This window comes from Bordetella sp. 02P26C-1 (assembly GCF_009763255.1).
GTDB lineage: Bacteria > Pseudomonadota > Gammaproteobacteria > Burkholderiales > Burkholderiaceae_B > Bordetella_A.
Genome location: NZ_WSJB01000019.1, coordinates 160113 through 172313 on the forward strand (window position 1 = coordinate 160113; position 12201 = coordinate 172313).

General features: G+C 59.5%; 12 protein-coding genes and 1 tRNA gene. 7 read left to right on the forward strand and 6 right to left on the reverse strand.

All coding sequences use genetic code 11. The annotated features are described in order from the left end of the window. Positions 1-30: 30 nt before the first annotated feature. From GOQ28_RS11800 to GOQ28_RS11815, 4 genes are all read left to right on the forward strand, one after another. On the forward strand, positions 31-906 hold the full coding sequence (locus tag GOQ28_RS11800; RefSeq protein ID WP_160356629.1) for a LysR substrate-binding domain-containing protein: 876 nt from the start codon (positions 31-33) through the stop codon (positions 904-906). A 3-nt stretch (positions 907-909) separates the two neighbouring features. Beyond that, positions 910-1857 (forward strand): site-specific tyrosine recombinase XerD, encoded by a 948-nt coding sequence (xerD, locus tag GOQ28_RS11805; protein WP_160356582.1) that lies wholly within the window; start codon positions 910-912, stop codon positions 1855-1857. Between the two features lie 20 nt (positions 1858-1877). Continuing rightward, a complete protein-coding gene (ybaK, locus tag GOQ28_RS11810) occupies positions 1878-2366 on the forward strand; it encodes a Cys-tRNA(Pro) deacylase (protein ID WP_160356583.1) in 489 nt (162 codons plus the stop codon). A gap of 108 nt (positions 2367-2474) precedes the next feature. Further along, complete coding sequence (locus GOQ28_RS11815) at positions 2475-3053, forward strand: DJ-1/PfpI family protein (protein WP_160356584.1); 579 nt, start codon at positions 2475-2477, stop codon at positions 3051-3053. 79 nt (positions 3054-3132) lie between these two features. On the opposite strand, the gene pbpG is transcribed toward GOQ28_RS11815, so the two are convergent. Continuing rightward, the gene (gene pbpG, locus GOQ28_RS11820; protein WP_160351438.1) at positions 3133-4257 is read right to left on the reverse strand and encodes a D-alanyl-D-alanine endopeptidase; all 1125 of its coding nucleotides are present in this window, start codon (positions 4255-4257) and stop codon (positions 3133-3135) included. A gap of 347 nt (positions 4258-4604) precedes the next feature. Between pbpG and GOQ28_RS11825 the strand changes: the two genes are divergently transcribed. Further along, positions 4605-4679: transfer RNA gene (locus GOQ28_RS11825), tRNA-Arg, on the forward strand. A gap of 13 nt (positions 4680-4692) precedes the next feature. Here GOQ28_RS11825 and GOQ28_RS11830 read toward each other — a convergent pair. The 3 genes from GOQ28_RS11830 to GOQ28_RS11840 all read right to left on the reverse strand — a co-directional run bounded on the left by GOQ28_RS11830 (position 4693) and on the right by GOQ28_RS11840 (position 7217). Beyond that, positions 4693-5085, reverse strand: coding sequence for a transposase (locus GOQ28_RS11830; RefSeq protein WP_160356585.1), 393 nt, complete (start codon positions 5083-5085; stop codon positions 4693-4695). Between the two features lie 299 nt (positions 5086-5384). Continuing rightward, positions 5385-6614 (reverse strand): chromate efflux transporter, encoded by a 1230-nt coding sequence (chrA, locus tag GOQ28_RS11835; RefSeq protein WP_160356586.1) that lies wholly within the window; start codon positions 6612-6614, stop codon positions 5385-5387. A 54-nt stretch (positions 6615-6668) separates the two neighbouring features. Next, on the reverse strand, positions 6669-7217 hold the full coding sequence (locus GOQ28_RS11840; RefSeq protein ID WP_160356587.1) for a GNAT family N-acetyltransferase: 549 nt from the start codon (positions 7215-7217) through the stop codon (positions 6669-6671). 65 nt (positions 7218-7282) lie between these two features. Here GOQ28_RS11840 and GOQ28_RS11845 point away from each other — a divergent pair, with 65 nt between their 5' ends. After that, positions 7283-8272 (forward strand): 2-dehydropantoate 2-reductase, encoded by a 990-nt coding sequence (locus tag GOQ28_RS11845; RefSeq protein WP_160356588.1) that lies wholly within the window; start codon positions 7283-7285, stop codon positions 8270-8272. Positions 8273-8296: 24 nt separating this feature from the next. Here GOQ28_RS11845 and GOQ28_RS11850 read toward each other — a convergent pair whose 3' ends face one another. Further along, complete coding sequence (locus GOQ28_RS11850) at positions 8297-9523, reverse strand: MFS transporter (protein WP_160356589.1); 1227 nt, start codon at positions 9521-9523, stop codon at positions 8297-8299. A gap of 576 nt (positions 9524-10099) precedes the next feature. Further along, entirely contained in the window at positions 10100-10909 is an 810-nt protein-coding gene (locus tag GOQ28_RS11855) for an IclR family transcriptional regulator (protein WP_160356590.1), read from the reverse strand. A 95-nt stretch (positions 10910-11004) separates the two neighbouring features. On the opposite strand from GOQ28_RS11855, the gene GOQ28_RS11860 reads away from it, so the two are divergent. Next, positions 11005-12189, forward strand: coding sequence for a thiolase family protein (locus GOQ28_RS11860; protein WP_236844317.1), 1185 nt, complete (start codon positions 11005-11007; stop codon positions 12187-12189). The last annotated feature ends 12 nt before the right edge of the window (positions 12190-12201 follow it).

Below are 12201 nucleotides of genomic sequence, written 5' to 3' on the forward strand. Positions count from 1 at the left end.
GTCGCGCCACCGCTGCTTTTTACTCTACTCATGCGCAATGGCATACCGAATCTGAGCGCCCTGCAGGCGTTCGAAGCCTCCGCCCGGCTGGGAAGCTTTTCCCGCGCCGCGGAGGAGCTTTCATTGACGCATAGCGCGGTGTACCGCCAGGTCGCGAGCCTGGAGGCTCGTCTGGGGGTGCAGCTATTCACCCGGGTGCGGCGGCGAATTGTGCTGACCGAGCATGGCGCGGAGTACGCCGGCCGCATTCGCCACCATCTGGATCAGATTGAAAAGGATACGTTTGGCCTGGTCAGCCGCACCGGCATGGGCCGCAGTATTCATATTGCCGTGGTCCCGACACTGGCGACGACTTGGTTGATTCCGCGTCTGCCCGCATTCCAGCAGCAGCACCCCGACATCACCGTGAGCCTGTCGGTGCGCACCTTGCCGTTTCAGTTCAAGGATCAGCCGTTTGATGGGGCCATCTATCACGCCAGCAGTCTGTGGCCGGGCACCCAAGGCGTGCTGCTATTCCCTGAAAAAGAATTGGTGCCGGTTTGCGCACCGCATTTGCCGCGCCGCGAGGAAGACGGTCTGACGGGTCTGACGCACCTGCACTTGAGCTCACGCCCGGATGCCTGGCGGCTTTGGTATAGCGCGAATCATCTGAATTACGGGCCGCACGCCGCGGGGGGGCCCCGCTATGACTTGTTTACCATGATGTTGGCGGCGGCAGAAGCGGGGCTGGGTGTGGGGTTGGTGCCGTATTTTCTCGCGCAGCCCGCGCTCGAAGCCGGCAAGCTCGTGCAGCCCGTGCCCGAGGTGCTAAGCGTGGTCCAAGGCTATTACTTTGGCTATTCCCAGCGCGATGAACGCTCAGAGGCTTTGAAGCTCTTTGAGCGATGGTTACGATCGGTGGCCTAGACGATGTCGCCCACGCCTCTGAATTCGCAAGCGGACATCGACGCCTTTATCGATGCGGTGTGGCTGGAAGATGGCCTGGCGAAAAACACGCTGTCGGCGTACCGGCGCGATCTGACTGCCTTTGCGCAATGGCTGGAAGATCCCGCGCAACACGCCGGTGCTACCCAAGCAACTCAACTCGCCGAGGTAAAAGCCGAGGATATCCAAGCATGGTTCGCCGCCCGGCATGAGGACAGCCGGGCCACTACCGCCAACCGGCGTCTGGCGGCGCTGCGGCGGTTTTATGCCTGGGCATTCCGTGAAAAGCGCACGGACAAAGATCCTTGTTTGACGCTTAGTGCAGCGAAGCAGCCGCCTCGCACACCCAAAACGCTCTCAGAAGCCCAGGTCGAAGCCTTGCTCGCGGCGCCGGACTTGAACACGCCTCGTGGGCTACGCGATCGCGCCATGTTGGAAACCTTGTACGCCACTGGCGTACGCGTGTCCGAACTGGTCTATATCAAAGTGCTAGAGCTCAGCCTCAATGAAGGCGTGCTGCGAGTGGTGATGGGCAAGGGCGGCAAGGACCGACTAGTGCCGCTAGGCGCGGAGGCAGCGCATTGGATCGCGCGTTACATGCAAACAGCAAGACCCGAACTCGCTGGCGCGCGCGTGAGTGACGCGCTGTTTTTGACTGGGCGCGGTCAACCCATGTCCCGGCAAGCGTTCTGGCAATTGATCAAAAAATACGCCATCATCGCCGGGATCAACGCGCCGCTTTCGCCGCACGTTGTGCGCCATGCCTTTGCCACCCATCTACTCAATCATGGCGCTGACCTGCGCGTGGTACAGCTGTTGTTGGGCCATGCCGATATTTCGACAACGCAGATCTACACGCACGTGGCGCGCGAACGGCTCAAGGCCCTGCACGCGGCCCACCATCCGCGCGCAACTACGCTTCCTCCTACCTGATTTAGATCACGATTTCTGTCATGAGCAAAGCCCGCCACGTATCCGAAACACCGGCCACGCAGTGGCTGAAAAAGCATAAAGTCGCTTATACCGAACACACCTACGAGTACATCGATCACGGTGGCGCGGGGGAAGCGGCGCGGCAACTGGGTTTGGAGCCACACGCGGTCGTAAAAACCCTGATCATGGAAGACGAGGCCGCGCATCCGCTGGTCGTGGTGATGCACGGCGACCGCGAAGTCTCCACCAAAAATCTCGCGCGCCAGGCGGGACATAAAAAAGTGTCGCCTTGCCATCCAGACGTCGCGCAAAAGCACTCCGGTTATCAGGTTGGCGGCACCTCGCCATTCGGCACCCGCAAACGGATGCCCGTGTGGGTCGAGGCTAGCGTGCTCGACTACCCGGTTGTCTATATCAATGGTGGCCGACGCGGGTATCTGGTGGGCATCGATCCCAAAGTATTAACCACGCTGCTCGACGCCAAGCCCGTCTCCGTCGCACTGGAGTAAACGTTCGCGGGTATGGCCACAGCATTGGGCGCGCCGCTTGCGGGCATTTTGCGATGAGCACGACTGGTATATAACTGGAGTGTGTCGAGATTTCCTTGGGAGACGACGATGGGCAAACAACTGTTGATGCTGGTGGGTGATTACGCCGAAGACTACGAAACCATGGTGCCGTTCCAGGCCCTGCAGGCAGTCGGACATACCGTCCACGCGGTCTGCCCGGATAAAAAAGCCGGGGATAAAGTCGCCACGGCGATTCATGACTTTGAAGGCGACCAGACTTATAGCGAAAAGCCCGGGCACAAGTTCACCCTCACGCATGATTTTGAGCAGGTGGATGTGGGCGCCTATGATGGGCTGGTCATTCCCGGTGGACGCGCGCCCGAATATCTGCGCTTGAATAAACGCGTGCTGGAAATCATTCAGCAATTCGATTCAGCGGGCAAGCCAATTGCCGCGGTATGTCATGGCGCGCAGTTGCTCGCGGCTGCCGGTGTACTGAAGGGGCGTACATGCTCGGCGTATCCGGCTTGCGCGCCCGAGGTCAAGCTGGCTGGCGGCACCTATGCCGATATCGCTATCGATCAGGCGCACACCGATGGCAACTTGGTCTCCGCGCCCGCCTGGCCCGCGCATCCGGCGTGGATCGCACAGTTCTTGGAATTGTTAGGAACGAAGATAACCCATTAGCGGAAGACGGCGGCTGGCCGATGAGCTGGCGGCAGGTCGATGTGTTTAGCCGTCAGCCCACGCCGCGCGGTTCGTCGGCCTACATGCGTGCCAGTTTCAGCATCGCGACGTCGTTCTGCAGAATGCGGCGCAGTCGAACCGCGTCGCCAATGCGTGAATACTTGCCTTGCGAATCCAACAGCACGATCGCCAGATCACGGCCATTGATGCGCGTGAGCATCACCAGGCATTCGCCCGCTTCGTTGATAAAGCCCGTCTTCGATACCTTGATGTCCCAGTCCGGCTTGCGCACGAGCAGATTCGTGTTGCGGAAAATCTGGGTACGATTCGCCACATCGACCTCATATTCGTCGTCCGTCGAGTAACGATGAATCAAAGGCCGCTGTGCCGCCGCCCGCAGCAGGCGGGCCAGATCGTGCGGCGATGAGACGTTCTGGCTGGATAGCCCCGTGGGCTCGATGAAGTACGTGCTCGACATACCCAGCGAGCGCGCTTTGTTGTTCATTGCGCGGACAAAAGCAGGGATGCCGCCAGGATAATTGCGCCCCAGCGCATGGGCCGCGCGGTTCTCCGAGGACATCAGCGCCAGATGCAGCATGTCGCCCCGCGTGAGCCGCGTGCCGATCTGCAGGCGCGACGTCGTGTGCTTGAGCGTATCGACGTCTTCGCTGGTGATCTCCAGCACCTCGTCCATGGGCTGGTTCGAATCGACCACCACGAGCGCGGTCATCAATTTCGAGATCGAGGCGATCGGGCGCACGACGTCTTCGTTCTTGGCGAACAGGACAGTCGACGTTTCTAGGTCCTGTACATAGGCGGTACTGGAGCGCAGCGCGCGGATCTCATCGCGGATCGACGCTTCGGCAGCGGGCAGGGCGGCTGCCGCGCTGGCCGCCGCCACCGTACGCTGACGCGCGATGATGGTGCTCTTGTGAGATTTCTTCTTGGCCGTGTTGGTGGCTGAAGCTATCTTCTTTGTCGGTTTAGCCGAGCCGCTGCTCTTGGTGGCTACGGATTTTGTTGCCTTGCCGCTGGCCGGTTTGGCGGCGGTCTTTTTACTGGCAGTCTTGCAGTTGGCCGCGCTACTGTTGGTCTTGCATGTCGTGTTTTTGGCCGCCTGCGCGGTATCGGGCAGGGCGCTGGCGAGCGCCATCGCTAGAGGCACTAAAGACGCTGCAACGGCGCGTTTCCAGAAAAACACCATAAGACAACCGAAACAAAAAGGGTGCGCGACCGGGGCGGGTCAGGGGGGTGGCTTGAGCGGAGCCGGGGAAAATTCAGCCAAATTATAGACTTACGAGCGAAATTTAAACAGTTTTTGGAACTGTAAAGCAAGTCCTTGTTTGCAACATTTCGAAAGATGGCGTGGCTCGGCGCCAGTTCATTCGGTGGCGCGGTGTCTGAACCGGCAATCGCTTGAGGACGAGGTTCCGGCTCAGCGGCGACGGACGGCGATCACTTCGCCTGCTATTGTATCTGGCGATTCGTCCGATTCTGAGGAGTTGGATAGTTTTGTTTTGCCGAAAAGCGATACAATCCGGCGCTTGGTTCGTCTCCGTAGTTCAATGGATAGAACAAGGACCTCCTAAGTCCTAGATACAGGTTCGATTCCTGTCGGAGACGCCATAAAAACAGTCACTTAAGTAAAAATCGGGCCCAAATCATGGTCCCGCCGTGACTCTGGATTGCAGTTTGGCGGCAGTTTTTCTGCCCCGTCGGCCCTGGCGAGCAGGCGTCGCATCTTGTCCTTTTCGAGCTGATTCGCCGCGCCGTCGATCCACTTCGAGTAGACCTCGAAGAACATTTTCGCGTTCTTGTGGCCCATCTGGCGGGACAGGTAACCCGGGTTCAGTGGCTCCCAGCGTTTGAGGCTGTCATCGATGGCCCGCGGCGTACCCGAGCCGTTGGGCACGCGTTGGCGCTGCGCGATCGGCCACCGACCCGAGGTGTCTGCGATCGGTTTGGCGCGCGCCTGTCGTGCGCGTTTAAGCTCATCCACTGTCAGGTCGGTCACCTCTCGCTCGATGCCCATACAAGGCACCGAAAAATTCCAGTGCTTTTGTGGTTCGTCATTGCCGCTCCTTTGTAAACGGACTCTACAACAATTTCGCGCTAATCACGGGGACAGGTCAATGAGCCAAGGTTGGCGGCTTGCACCTCGCTCTGCCGGCAGCATGGTGGGGGCTATCGCAATCCGCTGCGGATCATCAGGCATATCGTAAAAATAGATTGCATCTGCTGGCGCCCTAGACCAAAAAGCGGACTAAAGGAATCTACGTTGACAGAGCGAATGCTGGTGCCGGCGCAAACAAGGCCGGCAGTCATCAATCTTCAATTGCCCATCGCCATCATCCACCCCGCCAAACCGGCGACCAGCACGACGATCGCTGGCGGCACGCGACCGATGGTCAGCAGCCCGAACGAGAACAACGCCAGCCCAAAGTCGGCCCTACTGTGGATCGTGCTTGCCCATACCGGGTCATACAGCGCCGACGCCAGGATACCCACTACGCCGGCATTGATACCCGCCATGACCGTCTGAATCCCCGCGCGGTGACGAAGCGCTTCCCAGAACGGTAGTGCGCCGACCAGGATGAGCATTCCTGGGAGGAATATGGTCCCCAACAGAGCCAAGCCGCCCAGCCAGCCATGCAGGGCGCCATGGGCGACCGCGCCCAGATAAGCCGAAAACGTGAACAGGGGACCCGGCACGGCCTGCGCTGCGCCATAGCCAGCCAGGAAATCGGCGTTGCTGACGATACCGCTGGGCACTACAGTGGATTGCAGCAGCGGTAGCACGACATGCCCGCCCCCGAAGACCAACGCGCCGGACCGGTACACGCCGTCCAGCAGCGCGACCACAGAGGAGCCCGTGGCAGCCGCCCACACGGGCAGCGCTAGCAGTAATGCTGCAAACAGCAGCAGCGCGACAACGCCCAGCTTGCGCGATACCGGGTACCTGTGGGTTTGCACCCCATCAAATTGCGCAATCTTTAGCATCCACGATCCCAGCAGTCCTGCCAACACGATCGCAGCGATCTGTCCTGCCGCCGAGGGTAGGGCCAGGGTTAGCAGTGCCGCCAACACAGCGATGGCAGCGCGGGGGCGATCGGGACATAAGGACTTGGCCATACCCCATACCGCTTGCGCCACGATGGCCACGGCGACCACCTTGAGACCATGCACAAATCCGGACTGGGCCAGTTCCTGGTATTGAGCAATGCCGAAGGCGAGCAGGATCAGGGCGATGGCCGATGGAAAAGTGAATCCTGCCCACGCCGCCATCAACCCCAACCAGCCGGCGCGGCCCAGCCCTAGCGCCATGCCCACTTGGCTGCTGGCCGGCCCCGGCAAAAACTGGCACAACGCGACCAGATCAGAATAACTGCGGTCATCCAGCCAGCGGCGGCGCTCCACAAACTCCGTACGAAAGTAGCCCAGATGCGCGATCGGCCCTCCGAAGGAGGTCAACCCCAGCTTCAAAAAGGCGCCAAAGACTTCAGAGGTTGAACCGCGCGGGGCTACAGCTTCGTGCTGTACGGTGTCGGACGAGCTTGTCATGTGTGTGTGGTCCTGCCAGTGAACTGCCGGATACGGGTCTTGGTCAGTGCCAATTCACCGTCCAGGGTGCTTCTTTCTATATAAAACATGCTCTCTAAGTTCATGACCTTCAGGGAGAGCAGGATGTTGAAAAGTCAACGCGTCACGGACCATCCCAAGCTTTTGCATAACCCGTTCCGATCGCTTGTTGTTCAACGAGGTAAAGGAAACAACTTCCGGCAAAGCTAAATCATCAAACGCGAAATCAAGAACCGCTTTAGCCCCTTCGGTCGCAAGACCATTTCCCCAATGATGGCGTTCGAGCCGCCAGCCTATCTCCACACATGGGGAGAAAGGTAATTCAACCGTTGGAACGTGCAGCCCCAGAAAGCCGATGAATTGTTTAGTGGGTTTGTACTCTACTGCCCATAACCCCCAACCGCGCACATCAATGAGTGCGCGGTTGCGCTCGGCCATGCTAAAGCTTTCTTCTTCTGAAAGAACCCTTGGAAAATAACACATGGTTTCTGCATCAGCACACATGCATGCATAGGGAGGGTAATCCGAATCTCTCCACTGACGCAGCATCAGCCTGTCTGTCTCGATTTCACGCACGTGGGCCATTGATAGTCTGCTCCGGGTAACCAAAATAGAATAGCGCCATATTTAGTGCATGAGATGGGGTCAAAATGAAGTATTGCATCTATGGTCTCGGTGCGGTCGGGGGGCTCATCGGTGGCCGGTTGGCGAGGGCTGGTCTGCCTGTGTCCGGCCTGGTTCGTGGTGACACATTAAGCGCCGTTCGCAAGCGCGGGTTGAAGCTGATATGCGACGGACATGAAGAAGTCGCTCGGCTCGAGGTCGCCGACCAACCCGAGGCCCTGGGTCCGCAAGACGTTATTTTTCTGACCGTCAAGAACACAGCGATCGCTTCGGTGGCTGAAAACATTGCGGCGCTCATGCACGAACGCACCGTGGTGGTTTCGGCCATGAACGGCGTTCCTTGGTGGTTTTATCATGGCTTGGACGTGAGTCCCGCCTATCTCCAGCGCATCGAATCCATTGACCCAGGTGGCTTGGTCAGTCAGGCGATTCCCGCAGGGCGCGTGGTCGGCTGCGTCAGTAATCTCTCGGCCAGCACGCCGCAACCCGGCACCGTCGTCTACGCGCCCAACCCAAAATTCACGTTCGGTGAGCCGACGGGCGGCGCACACTCCGACCGATGCGCAGCTATCATGGCCGACATGAAAGCCGCGGGTCTTGATGTTCATGCGGCGCCAAGCATCCAACAAACCATTTGGTTCAAGCTCTGGGGCAATATGACGGTCAATCCGATTTCGGCCATCACCGGCGCCACGGGTGACCGGATCGTCGACGATCCGTTGGTGCGCGACTTCATGGCGCGCTGCATGAACGAGGCCCGTGAAGTTGGCGAGCGCCTGGGTATCTCCCTGAACGCCCAACCGGAGGAGCGGTTCGAGGCGACGCGGCGCCTCGGAGCGTTTCGCACGTCGATGTTGCAGGACGTGGGCGCGAACAAACCGCTTGAGCTCGATGCGCTAGTGGGCACCGTACGCGAGATCGCAAGCCACGTCGGGGTCGCGACGCCCAATATCGACGCGCTCTTTGGACTTGCCCGCTTGTTCGCGCGAACTCACGGCCTGTATCCGCAAAGCTAATCAGCGACGCGAAGACGGCAGGGATTACGCCGGTGCCAGCCGGCGCGGGCGTGTCGCATAGGCAGTCAGTATCTGGACCACCCCAGCGGTAAGGCCTATGCCCGCGCCCACCTGCCACGCCAGCGTGTAGTTATGAAGCAGGTCATACGCCAATCCCCCGCCAATGGCGCCGGTAAAGCTGCCAAGCTGATGCAGGCAGAAGGCCACCCCCGAGAGCATCGCTTGCCATCGCAGCCCAAAAGTCTCGGCGATCCAGCCGGACACCAGGGGCGCCACACCTAACCACAAGAACCCGATCACTGCCGCGAAAACCAGCGTGGTCGTGGGCGTGGGCACCGCGTAGAAGTACCAGACGAAGGCCAGTGAACGCAGCACATAGATCAGCCCCAACAGGATCAGCTTGTTCCAACGGCCCCCGGCCCAGCCAAAAAACAGACTGCCCAGGGCGTTGAACGCTCCGATCGTGGCCAACGCCTTCGCCGAGAGCATCGGGTCCAAACCGCATAATTCCAGATAGGTAGGCAGATGCGTCGTGAGGAATACGAGCTGCATACCGCAGACAAAATACGTGATCGCCATCACGACGAAGGGCAAATTCTTCATGGCGACCGACAGTGCCTGACCCGCACTGAGATCACCTCCAACAGGTGGTGCGGGCCGAGGCAGACGATCGACCTTGCCTGCGTACCAAGCGGCGGGAATCATAAAGGCGGCCAAAATCACGAATGACACTGCACCGGCGCGCCAACCCCATCCCTGTATCACGGTCTGGCCGAGGGGCGCGGCGAGCATGGCGCCCAAAGAGCCGGCTGCCGAGACGATGCCCAATGTCAGGCTTCGCGCCTTCGGTGAAACCGGTCGGGTTGCCGCGGCCATGGCAACCGCACTGCCCGTCGCGGCCAATGCGGCACCGACTGCCAGACCCGCACCCAGAATCAGGCTGAGTACGCCTTGCGCCGTGGCCAGCAGAATCATGCCCAACAGATAGAGCAGCGCACCGCCTGCCATCATTGGCCGGAATCCCATCCTCACGATCAGGGCGCCGGCAAATGGCTGAAGAATGCCCCAGGCCAGGTTTTGTACCGAGATGGCGATGGTGAATTCACTGACCGAGATGCCCAAGTCCCGGGTCAGCGGTGGCAGGAAGATGCCGAGGCTCTGGCGCAGTCCCATCGACAGGGAGAGCATGACAGACGCGCCAATCAAGATCGGCAGGGCGGGACGCAGTGCGGAAAAAGGTTTGTCTGACATGACCGAGGTAGGGGAGGCCGCGCGGATTCATGATGGTGATGACGGCTGCCCATTGGCAACGGAAATCGCCATTTGCTGATACGTCGTCAAGCATACCCTTAGCTAGACAGGATTGCATGTGCCGGCGGTGTCTCGTGATCGGCCAACGGGCCGCCGCCCGGTGGCACCGCGAAGCGGATGCTGCCCATGGGAGTGCCAAATCTATCCATCCTGACTTTTACTTATTGTGAGCCTGGGCGCGGCTAACCAGAATAACGCTCCACCATCTCTCAGGGGGCGTTATGCCTGCTTACGCTGCGCTGGATGAACTAATGGCCGCGATGAGGCATATCGCTGCGAGCGCCGAACTCGGTTTGGAAATACCTGCTATGCGTTTTCATGCCCTGTTGGCGATACAGAGACGTTGTGCCGAAGTCGACAACACGGTTCGCGGAATTTTTGGCGGGACGGGCGACGACATTTTTGGCGGGAGCATCCATTAAAGGTGGGGCGTTCGTCAGGGTGGGGTCGGTTCAATCGTCAGTTCAATCACGCGCCTAGGCGGACACGGTCATGGCAGATGCAGACCCATCCCGCTCAGTTGTCTTCGTCTTGCAAATGCGCGCGCAATTTTTGTTGTATCGCGGCGACCGCCTCCTTGATGATCTCGACTTTTTCGAGCATGGCTTGGCCGTTCAGGCGATTCTGCAGCGCCGATATGCTGATGGCACCCAGTGGCCGGTTGTGCGGGTCGAGAATGGGGACGGCGATGGACCTGACGGATTCCACTTCCAGGACATGGTTCATCAGGTATCCATTTTGGCGTGCCTGATGGATGCGTTTCCACATCTGATCGCTATCGAAACGCGGATAGTCGCGGATTAGCTTTTCTTGATTCGCCACGGTGATCCGGGAAATCTCTTCGTCCGTCAGCGCAGAGAGAACCGCTAACGCTCCCGCCCCCACATTGAGTGGTCGGCGCCGCCCTACATCCAGCACGAAGACTTTGATGGGGAATGCGCCTTCCGCCCGTGCGATGCAGACGCCATCAAACCCCGAACGGATGGTGAGAAAGACCGTGTCGCCCGTGCGATCGGCCACATCGCGCAAATGTGGCTGACAAGTGTCACGCAGATCGTAGGTATAAGGCGCCGCTGCAGCGACGCCCATCTCGTAGGTGAGCGATCCCAGGAAGTATCGCCGGCTGCGTTCGTCCTGACGCACGAACCCTTCGGCCACCAGCGCTTGCAGCAAGCGATGGGTGGTCGGACGGGCCAGGCCGGTACTGCGATACAAGTCAACCAGCCGCATCCCGTTGCGGTTATGGGTCGTGATTAGCCTGAGCAACGAGGCACATCGGTGGATGGCTTGCGTACCGGTTCTTTCTGCGCGTAGTTCGGTGGTCATGAATTTCACAAAGTGGACTATTTTGGCGTAGAGGGCAGGAATGTTCGCGCTTAAGATACGACACCAATGCAAAAGAGTCCACAGTGAGGAATAAGGTGAGCACTATTTCACAAGCACGCAGCACGCGTACGTCGGGCGTTTCGGCGGTGGTCGGCATCGGTCATACCGACTGGGTGGAAGACTACCGTCGCGTCCGCAACGGCGAGAAGCCCTATGACTCCTATGGCTACGCCGCGCAGGCGTTTGCTCGCGCTTTGGCCGACGCCGGGATTGACCGCTCGGAGGTTGATGGCCTGATCGTTGGCCCGACGACTGCCTACGAACGCATGGGCGAGGTGTTAAACATCGACCCCCGCTGGGGTGGCCAGGCCGATGCGGTTCAGGCTGTGATGCAGGCCGTGCTCGCGATCCATTCCGGCATGGCGGAAGTCGTGGCGCTTGTATATGGCAACGACCAGCGTTCGGCGGCCGTGCAGTACGGCGGTCCCGAGGCAATGGGCGGTGGGGCCTTTCTTTCTTATGTCTACCATAGCCCTTGGGGTTTGACATCCCAGGGGGCGCTGTATGCGCTGATGTTCCAACGCTACAAAGAACTTTGGGGCGTGACGGACAAGGATCTTGGCCAAGTGGCGGTAGCACAGCGCCAGTGGGCATCCATGAATCCCCACGCGATCATGCGCAACAAGTTTCTGTCAATCGAAGAGTACTTGGCTGCTAACTACATTGCCGAGCCGCTTCGTCTGAATGATTACTGCTTGATCAACGACGGCGGCGTGGCCTTGATCATCATGGAAGCCGAGCGCGCTCGCAAGACTTGCCGTCAGCCGGTGATGATCCAAGGTCTGGGCCGCGCGGATCTCAACCATCATGCAACCAGTTTGGGTCCCCGTCTCATCGATTTCTATCGTCCTGCGCAGCAAAAAGCGGCAGAACAGGTTTATGCAGCTGCCGGCGTGGGGCCCGAAGATATTGATGCACTGCTGGTGTATGACAGCTTCAGCCCGCATATCTTCTTCGCGCTGGAGGGCTTCGGGTTTTGCGGCCAAGGAGAGGGTGCGCGTTTTATTGCTCAGAACGGTATAGGGGTGAACGGAAAGCTACCGGTCAATACCCACGGCGGACATTTGTCGGAATCCTATATGCAGGGGTGGAACCATCAATTAGAGGCCGTGCGTCAGCTGCGAGGAGGCGAGGGGGATCGGCAAGTGCCTGATTGCCGGTATGTGCAGTACGTGTCGGACGTTGCGGGCAAGGCGATGTCCATCATCTATGGACGCTAATCAAATTAGGAA

Coding starts and splice junctions, on each gene's coding strand:
- GOQ28_RS11845 (WP_160356588.1), top strand. CDS start 7,283: ATGAAGTATTGCATCTATGGTCTCGGTGCGGTCGGGGGGCTCATCGGT.
- GOQ28_RS11815 (WP_160356584.1), top strand. CDS start 2,475: ATGGGCAAACAACTGTTGATGCTGGTGGGTGATTACGCCGAAGACTAC.
- GOQ28_RS11800 (WP_160356629.1), top strand. CDS start 31: ATGCGCAATGGCATACCGAATCTGAGCGCCCTGCAGGCGTTCGAAGCC.
- chrA (WP_160356586.1), bottom strand. CDS start 6,614: ATGACAAGCTCGTCCGACACCGTACAGCACGAAGCTGTAGCCCCGCGC.
- pbpG (WP_160351438.1), bottom strand. CDS start 4,257: ATGGTGTTTTTCTGGAAACGCGCCGTTGCAGCGTCTTTAGTGCCTCTA.
- GOQ28_RS11855 (WP_160356590.1), bottom strand. CDS start 10,909: ATGACCACCGAACTACGCGCAGAAAGAACCGGTACGCAAGCCATCCAC.
- GOQ28_RS11830 (WP_160356585.1), bottom strand. CDS start 5,085: ATGGGCATCGAGCGAGAGGTGACCGACCTGACAGTGGATGAGCTTAAA.
- GOQ28_RS11840 (WP_160356587.1), bottom strand. CDS start 7,217: ATGGCCCACGTGCGTGAAATCGAGACAGACAGGCTGATGCTGCGTCAG.
- xerD (WP_160356582.1), top strand. CDS start 910: ATGTCGCCCACGCCTCTGAATTCGCAAGCGGACATCGACGCCTTTATC.
- ybaK (WP_160356583.1), top strand. CDS start 1,878: ATGAGCAAAGCCCGCCACGTATCCGAAACACCGGCCACGCAGTGGCTG.
- GOQ28_RS11850 (WP_160356589.1), bottom strand. CDS start 9,523: ATGTCAGACAAACCTTTTTCCGCACTGCGTCCCGCCCTGCCGATCTTG.